Below are 13,124 nucleotides of genomic sequence, written 5' to 3' on the forward strand. Positions count from 1 at the left end.
CACAATAAAAAAGGGCCTTACGGCCCTTTTTTATTGCTGTGTTAAGCCGGTTTCAACCGGTACTTCTGGTGCGCCAGCACCAGTGCAATCAGGCTGACCAACGCCACTGCAGCGCCAATCACCTGGCTGTACTCAGCAGGTAAGCCAAAGCCAATAGGCGCAGTGGCAATGTAAGCCACTGTAATGGCCGTACCAATCACCGCAGGAATACTGGCAATCCAATGGAAGGTGCCGCGATCGAACAGATACTTGGTAGCCAGCCACAGCACGCTGGTAGACAACAACATGTTGGAAAACGCGAAGTAACGCCAGATCAGTGAAAAGTCCAGCAACGTCATCAGGTAAGCCACAAACAAAATAGGCACTGCCAGCAGCAGGCGGTTACGCACACTTTGCGGAATATTAAAGGCATCCACAATGGTCAGACGCAATGCGCGAAACGCCGTATCGCCTGAAGTAATAGGGAAAGCCGCCACTGCCAACACCGCCATCACGCCGCCCAACACACCCAGGTAGCTGGTGGAAATATGGTTGACCACTAAACCTGGGCCGCCTTGGTCCAGCATGGCTTTGAGTTCAACATAACCACCTGGAAAGGCAGAAATACCAGCCAAAGCCCAGACACAAGCCACTATGCCTTCGCACATCATGGCACCATAAAACACCGGTCTGGCGTATTTTTCATTAGTCAGGCAACGCGCAATAATAGGTGACTGAGTGGAATGGAAACCACTGATGGCACCACAGGTAATGGTTAAAAACAGCAGCGGCCACACCGGCAAACCACCCGGGTTTGGCTCCAATAGTTCATGCTCCTGATGACTATGGGTGAAATAAGCAAACACATCCTGCACCTGCGGCAAGTGCGGTGCTTCCAGCAACAGGGCTCCGGCAATCAGCGTGGTCATCACAATCATCAGACCACCAAAAAACGGGTAAAGCCGGGCGATGATTTTATCGACAGGTAATAAGGTGGCAAGGAAGTAATAGAACAGAATGACAAGTACCCAGAAGGTGTTGTTTTCCAGGAAAGTTCCGTCAAAAAAGCTCAGATTGGCCAACAGACCAGCGGGGCTCATAATAAAAACCACGCCAACGAAAAACAGCAGCATGGCGGTAAACACCAGCATAAAACCTTTAAACACCACATTGTAATAATGACGCGCTATTTCCGGCAGACTCTTGCCGTCTTCTTTCAGGCTCATCACACCAGAGAAATAATCGTGCACAGCACCACCGACAATGTTGCCGATCACAATCCAGACTAAGGCGACCGGGCCATACAAAGCGCCCAGAATAGGGCCAAAAATAGGCCCGACACCAGCCACATTCAGGAACTGAATTAAAAATGCCCGGGTTGGGCTCAGCGCAACATAGTCCACCCCTTCACTAAAGCGTTGTTGGGGTGTAATGGCAGTCGGGTCTATACCGGCCTGTTTTTCAACAAAAGGGCTGTAAAATTTGTAGCCAAGCACAAGAATGGCAAGGCAGAGGAAAAAGATCAGCATAAGGCACTGTCCTGTCTGGTTTTAGTCAACAGATACTAGCCTATCAGCGAAGCAGCGCACACCCTATTAGCCAATGGTCGGAGCCGCCAGCTGCGCTGGGCGAAAAGCTTTACAGCTTTCCGCTCAGCACCAGACCAGCCAAAGCAGAAAACACCAGCATAAAGACACCACTGTAAAACAGCGCATTCAGAGCTTTAGGTGCCGAATTCAGTTGAGCTTTGCCTTGCAGTACAGCCCAGTAAAGATCCGGTTGCAGCGCAAACACCAAGGCAATCAGCATTACACCGGTCAGTCGACTGTATTCCAGTTGGGTCAGGCTGGCGTTATAGGTCCCCAGAAGCAGAGCACATAACGCCACAACGACGGCAGCAGCGGACAGCAGCCGCAGCCAGAACGGCGCTTTCTCAGAACGAGGTAACGCCATAGTTGGCATCCACCAGTTCGCTGGTTTTCAGTTGTGAGACCTGTGACTGAGTGTTGAACCAGGCAGTCACCGCCGCGATATCGTCTTGTGTTGCTGAGCCATAACGATGAGCGGACCAGATAAAAGCTTCAAACTGAGTTTTATCGCCACCACCAGCCATCACCAGATCGCGCTGTTCAACCTGGTTGATCACGCTTTCCAGAAATACACTGAAGGCGTGCTCATCTGTCAGTGCCAGCTTGCAGGACAGCATAAAACCGTACTCGGCAAATTCACCCAGATACAGCTTTTTTTGTAAACGACGGCTTTTCACTTTAGACACAATAGGCTCCTTAATGGGACTTGGCAGGCGATCCTGAACGCTTCAAGCCGCAGATTCAAGTAGTTTTTCTGCAGCGGTACTGACAGACGAACATTTGGACATTGTTACGAATAATTTGTGCGCGCTGGTTACTGTAGTCGTTCATCTGGAATACCACAGGCCAGAACGCGAAGGCTTTGCACAACCCCCAGAACTGGGTTTCCGCCATCCGCAGATCGTCAATCTGTAACACACCGGCCTGGTGTGCCTGAGCCAGAAAACGGCTCAAGCCTTTTTCTTTTTCCGACACCTGCTGGATCATTTGTTCAATCAGTTGCGGCTGACGAATGTATTCCGCCAGCAGCACCCTTGCCTTTTCGATGAAATCGGCCTGAGCGTACAGTTGCCACATGGCTTCAGCGATATTCTCCAACTGCACCACAATGTCCTGCGCCGGATCGTACTCCACATTGGTGACATCTTTGCTCAGTTGCCAGAACGACTCGGTCACCGCCTGGAACAAGGCTTCTTTACTTTCAAAATGGTTATACACAGTGCGTTTCGAGACGGCAGCCCGTTCAGCAATCGCATCCATACTGGCACCAGCAAAACTTTTTTCTTTAAATTCAGCTAACGCCGCCTTATGAATGTCCAGACGCTTTTGCTCTGAACGACTGAGTTTTTCCACCTGACTGACTCCGCAAAACCTTCGATTGAAAAAATTTTACACTACTGAGTTTACTTTTTCATGGATTTTATTAAACTACACCGTGTAGTTTACTTTATTTAATCTCAGGAGCCCATTATGAACAGCCACACATCACCATCGATCCGTGTTCAGGCCGATGCTCAGGACAAAACCGCCTGGGTTCGCATTTTATGGCGCTTTTTGACCCAGAAAGTGGCTGACAAAACCCCAACACAAGCGCTGCCGGTACAGCGACCTGATTTGTCGGGTACTGAAGATCTGGTGATCCGCTTCAGCCACAGCACTGTGTTGCTACGGTTAGATGAGCAGTACCTCTTGCTGGACCCGGTGTTTTCCGAACGCGCGTCGCCACTGTCCTTTGCCGGCCCGAAACGTTTCCACCAGTTACCAATGCAAATCTGTGACTTGCCGGAAATCTCCGCGGTGCTGATTAGCCACGATCACTATGACCATTTGGATAAAGAGTCGGTGCAGCAACTGGATGCCAAAACCCGTACCTTCGTGGTACCTAAAGGGGTCGACCAGCATTTAATTCGTTTTGGTATTGCGGCTGAGAAAATCCGCGTGCTGGACTGGTGGCAACAGACCCGCTTAGGCAGTCTTACCCTGCACGCCACGCCAGCCCAACATTTCTCTGGCCGTGGTTTGTGGGATAAAAACCAAACAAGCTGGGCCTCTTTTGTCATTGAATCCAGCCAACAACGTGTCTTCTTTAGTGGTGACAGCGGGTATTTCAAAGGGTTTTCAGAGATTGGCCGCTGTTTTGGTCCCATCGATTTAGCACTGATTGAAACCGGTGCTTACGACGAGATGTGGCCTGATGTGCATATGCAACCGGAGCAAAGCTTGCGCGCTCATCTTGATTTACAGGCCCGTTACCTGATGCCAGTGCACAACAGCAGTTTTGACCTGGCGATGCACGCCTGGTATGAACCGTTGGAACGCTTGGCCCTGGCAGCTGAAGCCTATCAGGTGTCACTGGTCACTCCGGTATTTGGTGCCGCAGTGAAGTTGGCCAGCCTGCAAAGCTCTGCGGCCACTGAGTATTGGTGGCGTGAACTAATGCCCGCCAGTGATACACTGGCATTGGAACCGTTGTTTATTCCGGCATAAAAAACCTTCAATATCCAGGGCGGTTTTGCCAGCATTACCGCCCTTTTTCATGCCTGAAACCGCCAGACGCCGCAAATGGCCACTGAAACTGCCCCCAAAAGCGTAGTGGGCGGGAGCGCAGTTTGTGTGCCCCTTCGCTTGCTGTATCCGTTGATTTAAAAAGTGACAGGTTGCCTATGTGGTCTTATTTACAACAGAACTGGTTTTACAACCTGCGTTCTGACTTGCTTTGTGCTGCGCAGGTTACGCTGGCACTGATCCCCGAGGCCATTGCGTTCTCGATTATCGCCGGTTGACCCTAAAGTAGGCCTTTACGCGTCCTCTGCTATTGCGGTGATTACGGCCTTTGCCGGTGGCCGTCCGGCCATGATCTCAGCGGCCACCGGGGCTATGGCACTGCTGATGGTCACGCTGGTCAAAGAACATGGTTTACAGTATCTGTTGGCTGCAACACTGCTCTGCGGTGTGCTGCAAATCCTGTTTGGTTTGTTAAAGAAGGCACAGAAGTCGACGTTCTGGGGCTGAACCATGCCAGCGCGACCTTGGTAGACAAATTTGCTATCCACAATAAGCCAGATGCGATTGAGCAGCTGATGCACTAACAAAAAAGGAGCCTATAGGGATATATCCACGGCGGGTCTGCGTGGGCTTTGCCTTTTCCGCTGCAGCTGAACCAACTCGTGAATAGATAAGCAGTTTTAAATAAAAACTGCTTATCTGATCGGCATTAGCCCTTGAGGTTCCTTTTTAATAGCCTTTTGCCGGGTCAAACCATAACAGCGGGTTGTCCAATGGCGTTTCTTTTGGCAGTAACGGATTCACCAACTCAATCACCGTGCGTTCAGACAGCGCCGCTTTATCCAGCGCCGGACCAAAAGAGTGCAGAAACAACTCCTGCATACTGCCATCTTCAATGGCTTTCCATAGCCCCCGCTCTATCGCAGAGGCCAGTTCTTCGTTGTCCTTTTGTACAAAGAAGTACAAAGGGGCTGTGTAGTGCAGCACCCATTTTGGCGCCACCGCTAATCCCAGCGCTTCACGTTGGCTCAGCTCAGGCCAGATTTCGGTGACAGAACGCGGGAAAAAGTCGATTCGGGCACTTTTGACCATACGGAACATGCCTTCAAAATCGCCACTGCCCAGCACCTTAAACTGATTGGCCTGCAGCACTGGGAAATCGGGCCAGTCACTACCCTGCACCGCCATTAATTTTTGCAGCTGGGCTTGATTTGGCAGCCTGGCAAACTGATTGGCGCGTTCTGGCTGAATAACAAAAAGCCGCCAGCCAAGCAAACCCCGGTCAATTGGAATTCGGATAGGCCTGAGTTGTTGTTCACGTTCCGGGGTGGTCATGGTCCAAAGCACATCCAATCCTTGCGCTGTGCTGACCTGCCGTAAAGTGCGATGCTGAGTCATCACCGAGGCACTGGGCACAGCCTGGTAATCAGCGCCGGATTTTTCCAGCGCCAGCTTCAGTAAAGCAACGGGATAATCGCCGCGCTCATCGGTGGCCAGGTTTTTTGGCCAGGCATAAATGACCGGCGTTGCGGCAAAAGATTTTACGGACGTTGCGACTAAAAAAAGAAGTAACAGGATAAACCAGGTACGCATATTGAACCTTCCCTGTTCGGATCCAAGCTAAGAACTGTTGTCTGATTGTAGCCAAAATTCAAACAACAGCCTGCCTTTTTAACCCGTTTTAGCCGCCACCTAACAGGCCTTTCAGCTTATCTTTGACTTTATCTTCAATTTTTTGCTTGGCTTTGTCTTTGGCGGTCTGACTGATGTCCGGTCGGATTTTGATAGCAGTCCACGGGCCTTTCACCCGCACCGGAATGGTCAGGCCTTTGCCTGCTTCCGTAGCACCCTGCCCTTCAATACTGGCTACCAGTCTGGGGCTTAACAAATAGTCGACCTGACGCTTAGGTAAATCCAGACTGCCATTACCAGTTAAACGCAGCAGCGGGCTGGCCAGGTGCAGATCGCTACTTTGGCCTATGCCGGCGGCAAACTGCATACTGGCAGATAGCTCCGAGAAGTCGGTTTTCTCCGACTCACTGAAATCTTTATCCAGATTCACTGCCTGCAGGTTGCCTTGCAACGCCTGACCGGCGCTGCGCACTATGGCGGCAATATTGGCACCGCGAATAGCCCCATCGGCAAAACGAAAGCTGACAGTGCCGTTCAGCGCTTCAACCAAGGCTTTCTGGTGTAGTCCACTACTGGCCAACTGACCGCTAATCTGGCCTGTACCCAGCAACTTATCAAAACCAGCGGCATCAGTCAGCAGCGGCTGCGCGGCCACGCCAGTCAGGTTAAACTGACTGGCCATCTGATAGGGCTTGCTCGCTGCATTCAGCTCCAGCCAGGCACTGCCTTTGCCCTGATAAGCGTCCAGCTTAGCTAAATCAAAGCGGGCCTTGCCATTGTTCAGTACCAGCTTCATCTCACTTGGCCCCAATTTGATTTGTTGAAACACCAAGCCCGCCAGCTTCAGCTGCTGGTCCAAATTCAGTTGCGTTAAGGCGGATAAATCAAGCGGCGTCAGATCCCAATCCTGCGTAGCGGCAGCCGCCGCTGTACTCTCCTGCTGCGGGTGCAAGCCCAGGTACGGGTTCAGATCCAGTGTATTCAGTGCCAACTGGCCGCTGACTTTAACTGGCTGCAGAAACTGCACGCGCTGCTCGCCGGTCAGTTTCAGCTGGTCCAGTGCCATGCTGAGACCTGTCAGTTGCAGATCGTTGTCGGTCAACAGTACTGTGGATTTAAGCTCAAGTTTGTTCATTACCTCCGGGCTGGCTTGGGTCTGCACATCAAACCAGGCCAACAATTCACGCAAGGAACCAGCTTCAAGTTCCAGTTTACCCTGCAGATTGGTTTGGTAATTGGCATCCAGTTTTAGCGCCAGCAGGTCATTATCCAGCTCCAGCTGCAAACTGATTGGCTCTTTGGCCAGCAATGCAGCCAGGTGGTCAACGCTCAGGTCAAGTTTCTGCGTTTTGCCGCGATAATCGGCCTCCCCCTGCAACCTCAGCGGGCTTTTCAGGCTGGCAATCTCAATGCTCAGTTGCAGGTTATCCAGTTGCTGCGCGCTGCCAGTTTGCGCATCCTGATAACTTAGCTTCCCATCAACAATACGAATGTCGCCTAACTGCAAATCCGGCAAAGCAGCTGCGGACGAAGGGGCTGACCCCGCTGCGGCTGCAGCAGGCTGTTTGTCACCCGCTAATAACTGCCAGTTTGCCTGACCTTTGCTGTTTTTCTCCAGATACAGCTCTGGTTTTTCCAGCACAAATTCATCAATACGCACTGTGCCGGACCATAAGCTGCTCCAGGCCAGACGCAGTGTCAGTTGCTCAGCAGTCAGCATCTGGCTGACCTTGCTGCCTGGCTGATTGGCAAACTTCAAACCTTTGAGCTGAAGGCCAAGCGCAGGAAACAAGCTCAGTTCGGGGGTGCCTTCCACCTGAATACGCCGTCCGGTTTGTTGCTCAACCTGACTGCTGACCTCTGCCCAGATTTTTTCGCTGGATAAAAACTGCGGCACCAGTAACACCAAAGCCCCAATCAGCAGCACCAGGGCTGCCACCAGTTTAATTGCGAGTTTCATTTATGCTCCTTGCTTATGGGGAAGAAAGACACCTTAACATAACCGCTTTAAGCTGAACCCAGCCTGTAGGCGGCATCACTAAAACCAGCTAGAATGCGCGCCCTATAATTGTCGCAACAGGTCACCATGAGTACCAGCAACGCCTTATACACAGACCTGTCCTGTTATTATGACCTGATGTGCGCGGACATTGACTACGCCAGTCAAAGCCAGATGGTGCACCGGCTGCATCAGCTGTTTGGCAATGGTGGCAACCGCCATTTGGATCTCGCGTGCGGCACCGGGCCACATATCCGCCAGTTACTGGATTTAGGCTATCAAAGTTCGGGCCTGGATTTAAATCAGCCGATGCTGGACAAAGCGAAACAACGTTGCCCTGAAGCCAGCTTCGTCCAGGGGGATATGTGTGCGCTCAACTGGCCTGAGCCGCTGGATTTAATCACCTGCTTTTTGTATTCACTGCATTATTGCGCCAGCCTGGCCCGGCTGAACCAATGCATTCGTCAGGTGCACCAGCAACTGGCTACTGGTGGGCTGTTTTGTTTTAACGCCGTCGATAAACAGCAAATTGATAACCGCCTGAGTCAGCAGCACAGCACCAACACCGACAACAGCCTGTTTCACTTTGAGTCTGGTTGGTATTACCCCGGCACAGGCGAACAGCAACAACTGCAATTAGCGATCAGCCGCAGCACAGGCGACATCACAGAGCAATGGCAAGACAGCCACCCTATGGTCGCCGTGAGTTTTTCTGAGCTGCACCAGCTGCTGGAACCTTATTTTGAGACGATCCTGCTGCAACATGATTACGAAAAAATTGTGCCATTGCAGCCAAACTCTGGAAATACACTGGTGCTGTGCATCAAAAAGCCAGGCTGAAACCACCGCATGCTGCTGCCGTTTGAACCTGTTCTGTTGCAGCAGCAACCACTCCTTGCCATAGTAAAGCAGCTTGGCTCTGCGATAACTATAACAAGGAACATCTATGAAGTTTTTCATTAAAGTCAGTAGCTTATTAGTGATGACTGTCAGCCTGCATCTGGCAGCTGCCACATCAAATGAGCGCACGCCCTCCGCTACCGAGCGTCATCAGGGCGACGGCCCGTATAAACGGCTGATTTTACGTGGGGTAACCTATGTCAGTGGCGAAGGCGCTCCACCGGTCGGGCCTGTTGATATCGTCATTGAACAAGACCGGATTGCCGAGATTGTGACCGTCGGCAATCCCGGTGTGCCAATCCCTACCGCAAACCGGCCCAAAGCTGCACAGGGCGACAAAGAAATGGATTTAACCGGCATGTATGTGCTGCCGGGCTTTATTGATATGCATGGCCATATTGGCGGCAGTGCCAACGGCATTCCGGCCGACTATGTGTTTAAACTCTGGCTGGCGCATGGCATTACCACAGTGCGTGAGCCCGGTAGCTTTAATGGCGTGGCCTGGACCATGCGCCATGTCAAAGCGTCCAATGACAACCTTATCGTCGCCCCCCGCATCGTGCCTTATGTCGGCTTTGGCCAGGGTCTTGGCAAGCCAATTTTTAGCGCAGAGCAAGCGCGCGACTGGGTTAAAGATGTGAAAAAAGCCGGGGCGGCAGGCGTGAAGTTTTTTGGCGCCCCACCTGCCATTATTGCCGCCGCGCTGGATGAAGCGAAAAAACAGCAGCTTGGCACCATGATGCACCACGCTCAGCTCAATGTGATGAGCACCAATGTGCTGGACAGCGCCCGCATGGGTCTCACCTCGATGGAGCACTGGTACGGCTTACCGGAAGCCCTTTTTACCGGCCAGACCATTCAGAATTACCCACTCAATTACAACTACCAGAATGAGCAAGACAGATTCAGCGCCGCCGGTGAGCTGTGGAAACAAGCGGCCGAGCCAGGTTCAGAAAAATGGAACTCGGTGCGCGACGAGCTGATTAAGCTGAACTTTACCATCAACCCGACCCTGACTATTTACGAAGCCAGCCGGGACGCCGAAGCGCAGCGTAACGCCCCCTGGCAGCAGGACTATACCCTGCCCACCCTGGCCAACTTTTTTAAACCAAACCGCAATGCTCATGGCTCTTATTGGTTTGACTGGGGCACAGAGCAGGAAGTGGCCTGGCGCGAAAACTACCGGCTTTGGTTCCGTTTTTTAAATGACTTTAAAAACCATGGCGGCCGGGTCACTGCAGGTTCCGACGCCGGCTATATCTATAAAATTTATGGGTTTGCTTACATTCAGGAATTAGAACTGCTACGCGAAGCTGGCTTTCACCCATTGGAAGTGATTCAGGCGGCGACACTGAATGGTGCACAGGCACTGGGCATGGACAAAGACATTGGCAGCCTGCAACCCGGCAAAAAAGCCGATTTGGTGATCGTGACAGAAAACCCGCTGGCAAACTTTAAAGTGCTGTTTGGCACCGGTCATTACCGGCTGAATGACCACAATGAACCAGAGCGCAGCAAAGGGGTGCGTTACACCGTCAAAGACGGCATTGTGTATGACGCCCAGCAACTACTGTCCGACGTGCGGCAAATGGTGCAGCAAGCCAAAGGTGACAGCAGCAAGCTCTGAGCCCGGTGGCATTCTTACCGACGTAAAAAAGGGCGGCCCATTCGATCATGCCGCCCTTGGTTTTTCTAGAGACTGATTATTTCAGATCGTATCTGTCCGCGTTCATCACCTTCACCCAGGCTTTGACAAAGTCCTGCACAAACTTGGCTTTGTTGTCGTCCTGTGCATAGACCTCAGCGTAAGAGCGCAGCACTGAGTTGGAACCAAACACCAGGTCGACCCGGGTTGCCGTCCACTTCACCGCCCCTGTTTTACGCTCAACAATCTGATACGAGTTTTTCCCCGTCGGTTTCCAGCTGTACGCCATATCGGTCAGATTGACGAAGAAGTCGTTGCTCAGCACGCCCACTTTATCGGTAAAGACACCGTGGCCAGTGCCGCCGTGGTTGGTGCCAAGCACCCGCATACCACCAACCAGCACAGTCATTTCAGCGGCGCTCAGGCCCATCAGTTGGGTGCGGTCCAGCATCATTTCTTCCGGGCTCACCACATAATCCTGCTTCAGCCAGTTACGGTAAGCGTCATGCAATGGCTCCAGCACAGCGAAGGATTCCACATCCGTCATCTCGGCACTGGCATCACCACGGCCTGGTGCAAATGGAACCTTAATCGCCACACCGGCATCTTTAGCGGCTTTTTCCACCGCCGCACTGCCACCTAATACAATCAGATCCGCCAGGCTGACCTTTTTGCTTAAACCGGCTTGCAGCTGCTCCAGTACCTTCAGCACTTTTTGCAAACGCACAGGCTCGTTGCCTTCCCAGTCTTTTTGTGGTGCCAGACGAATACGGGCACCGTTGGCGCCGCCACGGTAATCCGAACCACGATAAGTCCGGGCGCTGTCCCAAGCGGTCGAAACCAGCTCAGACACCGACAAACCAGTCGCCAGAATTTTGGCTTTCAGCTCATCAATTTCAGCTTCTGAAAGCTGGTAAGTCACAGCTGGGATTGGGTCCTGCCAAATCAGATCTTCAGCCGGTACATCCGGCCCTAAATAACGGCTTTTCGGGCCTAAATCGCGGTGCGTCAGTTTAAACCAGGCACGGGCAAACACCTCTTCAAAGTAGGCGTGGTCTTTGTAGAATCGCTCAGAAATCTTACGGTACTCTGGGTCGACTTTCAGTGCCATATCGGCGTCAGTCATCACCACCATAGTACTGCCTGCACCACCTTCGACATCTGCCGGGGTGTCTTCAGGCTTCAGGTTAACAGGCTTCCACTGATGGGCACCGGCCGGGCTTTTGGTCAGTTCCCAGTCGTATTCCATCAGCATTTTAAAGAAACCGTTGTCCCACTGGGTTGGATGCGCAGTCCAGGCCCCTTCCACCCCACTGGTTACGGTGTTACGGCCAATACCGCGGCTTTGGTGATTCATCCAGCCAAAGCCCTGCTCTTCAATGCCGGCACCTTCTGGGTCGGCACCTAACTTGCCAGCGTCGCCATTACCATGGGCTTTACCTACAGTGTGACCGCCAGCGGTCAGTGCTACCGTTTCTTCATCGTTCATTGCCATCCGGGCGAAAGTGACCCGCATGTCTTGCGCTGTTTTCAGCGGATCCGGATTGCCGTCTACCCCTTCTGGATTCACGTAAATCAGGCCCATCATGACCGCAGCCAATGGATTTTCTAAATCACGCTCACCTGAGTAGCGGCTGCCTTCGCCACCACTTTTCGCCAGCCACTGTTTTTCCGAGCCCCAGTATATGTCTTTTTCCGGGTGCCATACGTCGGCGCGGCCACCGGCGAAACCAAAGGTTTTAAAGCCCATCGATTCGTAGGCCATATTGCCGGCCAGGATCATTAAATCGGCCCAGGACAGCTTGTTGCCGTATTTTTTCTTCACAGGCCACAGCAACCGACGGGCTTTGTCCAGGTTGCCGTTGTCTGGCCAGCTGTTCAGTGGCGCAAAGCGCTGTGTCCCGGTGCCACCACCGCCTCGGCCATCGGCGGTACGGTAAGTACCAGCACTGTGCCAGGCCATGCGGATCATCAAGCCGCCGTAATGGCCCCAGTCGGCCGGCCACCAGTCTTGCGACACTGTCATCAAGGCTTTTAAGTCGGCTTTCACCGCCGCTAAATCCAAAGAAGCAAAAGCTTTGGCGTAGTCGAAGTCAGGGTCCATCGGGTTGGTTTTGCTGTCGTGCTGATGCAGGATGTCCAGGTTAAGCGCATTCGGCCACCAGTGTTCAGAAGCCGTGGCCGTCGATGTTTTGGCGCCATGCGCGAACGGACATTTTCCTGTTGATTTATCCATCTGTAGTTTCCTCATCGTTAAGATCACAGTGAGCCAACCGGCCCTCAAGTTGCTACTAACATTAGACCTTTTTTTTGACAACAGAAAGAAAGTTTAATGGACTGAGTTAATCGATTTAATTGATATAAAACAATAATTTCCTACTTGTTCAGCAGGTTTGACGACCCATATCCAGCCTTTCCTTTCTAGCCCCGGCTTGCGCAGAGATAAATTATGGTATACAAGTTACTATGCAATACATAGTAACTTGTATACCCGAGTAAACACCATGACAGACACAGACAAAAATTCGGATAAATGGGAAGTGCAACTGCGCAAAGGCACGCTGGAGCTGGTCATTCTGGCGCTGTTGCAGCAACGCACCCTGTATGGCCTGGAGCTGCTGAAGCAATTGCAGCAATTCAAATCAACGGCCATCAGTGAAGGTACCTTGTACCCGCTGCTGGACCGGCTGAAACGCGACGGGCTGATCGACGCCGCCTGGGTGCAGGAAAACGACACCCGGCCACGCAAGTATTACAGCCTGGCGGCAGCCGGAGCCGAACGTCTTGGCGCACTCATTCAGCTCTGGCGGCAATCGGTCTCCGATATAGAGCAGCTGCTCTGCAGCCACACGGACAACAATTAGAAGGGGAATAA

11 protein-coding genes and 1 pseudogene are annotated in these 13,124 nt (G+C 52.3%); 5 read left to right on the plus strand and 7 right to left on the minus strand.

The window, feature by feature from the left end:
* Positions 1 to 41: 41 nt before the first annotated feature.
* The 4 genes from ACFO3I_RS06970 to ACFO3I_RS06985 form a co-directional block, all read right to left on the minus strand.
* Positions 42 to 1,508, minus strand: a complete 1,467-nt coding sequence (locus ACFO3I_RS06970; protein ID WP_377332831.1) for a carbon starvation CstA family protein — start codon at positions 1,506 to 1,508, stop codon at positions 42 to 44.
* Positions 1,509 to 1,617: 109 nt separating this feature from the next.
* Positions 1,618 to 1,932: a hypothetical protein gene (locus ACFO3I_RS06975; protein ID WP_377332832.1), complete on the minus strand. Its 315-nt coding sequence runs from the start codon at positions 1,930 to 1,932 to the stop codon at positions 1,618 to 1,620.
* A complete protein-coding gene (locus ACFO3I_RS06980) occupies positions 1,913 to 2,254 on the minus strand; it encodes a YggL 50S ribosome-binding family protein (protein ID WP_377332834.1) in 342 nt (113 codons plus the stop codon). The genes ACFO3I_RS06975 and ACFO3I_RS06980 overlap by 20 nt, the downstream gene beginning before the upstream one ends.
* A gap of 55 nt (positions 2,255 to 2,309) precedes the next feature.
* Positions 2,310 to 2,921, minus strand: a complete 612-nt coding sequence (locus ACFO3I_RS06985; protein WP_377332836.1) for a TetR/AcrR family transcriptional regulator — start codon at positions 2,919 to 2,921, stop codon at positions 2,310 to 2,312.
* A 117-nt stretch (positions 2,922 to 3,038) separates the two neighbouring features.
* Between ACFO3I_RS06985 and ACFO3I_RS06990 the strand changes: the two genes are divergently transcribed.
* Both ACFO3I_RS06990 and ACFO3I_RS06995 read left to right on the plus strand, forming a co-directional pair.
* On the plus strand, positions 3,039 to 4,055 hold the full coding sequence (locus ACFO3I_RS06990; RefSeq protein ID WP_377332838.1) for an MBL fold metallo-hydrolase: 1,017 nt from the start codon (positions 3,039 to 3,041) through the stop codon (positions 4,053 to 4,055).
* Between the two features lie 176 nt (positions 4,056 to 4,231).
* Positions 4,232 to 4,550, plus strand: a pseudogene (locus ACFO3I_RS06995) (SulP family inorganic anion transporter); the annotation flags it as partial.
* Between the two features lie 252 nt (positions 4,551 to 4,802).
* Here ACFO3I_RS06995 and ACFO3I_RS07000 read toward each other — a convergent pair.
* The gene (locus ACFO3I_RS07000) at positions 4,803 to 5,666 is read right to left on the minus strand and encodes a hypothetical protein (RefSeq protein WP_377332840.1); all 864 of its coding nucleotides are present in this window, start codon (positions 5,664 to 5,666) and stop codon (positions 4,803 to 4,805) included.
* A gap of 88 nt (positions 5,667 to 5,754) precedes the next feature.
* The gene (locus tag ACFO3I_RS07005) at positions 5,755 to 7,665 is read right to left on the minus strand and encodes an AsmA family protein (RefSeq protein ID WP_377332842.1); all 1,911 of its coding nucleotides are present in this window, start codon (positions 7,663 to 7,665) and stop codon (positions 5,755 to 5,757) included.
* A 126-nt stretch (positions 7,666 to 7,791) separates the two neighbouring features.
* On the opposite strand from ACFO3I_RS07005, the gene ACFO3I_RS07010 reads away from it, so the two are divergent.
* Both ACFO3I_RS07010 and ACFO3I_RS07015 read left to right on the plus strand, forming a co-directional pair.
* Positions 7,792 to 8,544, plus strand: a complete 753-nt coding sequence (locus ACFO3I_RS07010) for a class I SAM-dependent DNA methyltransferase (RefSeq protein ID WP_377332844.1) — start codon at positions 7,792 to 7,794, stop codon at positions 8,542 to 8,544.
* Positions 8,545 to 8,650: 106 nt separating this feature from the next.
* Entirely contained in the window at positions 8,651 to 10,231 is a 1,581-nt protein-coding gene (locus ACFO3I_RS07015) for an amidohydrolase family protein (RefSeq protein WP_377332846.1), read from the plus strand.
* A gap of 76 nt (positions 10,232 to 10,307) precedes the next feature.
* On the opposite strand, the gene katG is transcribed toward ACFO3I_RS07015, so the two are convergent.
* Positions 10,308 to 12,485 carry a catalase/peroxidase HPI gene (gene katG / locus ACFO3I_RS07020; protein WP_377332848.1) on the minus strand — a complete coding sequence of 726 codons (2,178 nt, stop codon included), beginning with the start codon at positions 12,483 to 12,485 and terminating at the stop codon, positions 10,308 to 10,310.
* Positions 12,486 to 12,753: 268 nt separating this feature from the next.
* Here katG and ACFO3I_RS07025 point away from each other — a divergent pair, with 268 nt between their 5' ends.
* A complete protein-coding gene (locus ACFO3I_RS07025; RefSeq protein ID WP_377332850.1) occupies positions 12,754 to 13,113 on the plus strand; it encodes a PadR family transcriptional regulator in 360 nt (119 codons plus the stop codon).
* The last annotated feature ends 11 nt before the right edge of the window (positions 13,114 to 13,124 follow it).

Source organism: Rheinheimera marina (assembly GCF_042654345.1).
GTDB classification, from domain to species: domain Bacteria; phylum Pseudomonadota; class Gammaproteobacteria; order Enterobacterales; family Alteromonadaceae; genus Pararheinheimera; species Pararheinheimera marina.